Annotated in this window: 1 protein-coding gene; it reads right to left on the bottom strand. The window is 52.3% G+C overall.

The genetic code is table 11. The features are described from left to right. A partial coding sequence (locus R7Q48_RS30890; protein WP_318134228.1) for a DegT/DnrJ/EryC1/StrS family aminotransferase occupies positions 1-524 on the bottom strand: 524 nt, incomplete at both ends.

Genomic DNA, 524 nt, shown 5'->3' with positions numbered 1-524 from the left:
ATGGACCGCCTTGTAGGCCTGGGAATACCGCCGAATTGATCTTCTTAATGATGTCTTCGTGGTTAGTCAGAATCATGCCCCCGCGTGGACCACGCAGTGTTTTGTGCGTTGTCGTGGTCACAACGTGTGCGTGTGGCAATGGGCTAGGGTGTGCGCCTGTTGCGATAAGGCCTGCGATGTGCGCCATATCGACCATTAGGGTTGCGTTCACTTCGTCGGCGATTTCACGGAACTTTGCGAAATCGATAGTACGTGGAATCGCGCTACCGCCTGCGATGATCATCTTTGGTTTGTGTTCTAGCGCCAGAGCGCGAACATCATCGTAGTTGATTTCTAGTGTTTCACGATCAACGCCGTATTGAACTGCATTAAACCACTTGCCAGATAGAGCAGGGCGTGCACCGTGTGTTAGGTGGCCACCTGCATCCAAAGACATACCAAGAATGGTGTCGCCAGGTTGAAGAAGTGCCAGTTTCACTGCGCCGTTTGCTTGAGCGCCTGAGTGAGGTTGAACGTTTGCGTAT

The sequence above is a fragment of the Vibrio sp. 378 genome (assembly GCF_033339435.1).
The sequence above is the reverse complement of the archived record's forward strand: the minus strand, read 5'-3'. Positions and strand labels throughout refer to the sequence as shown.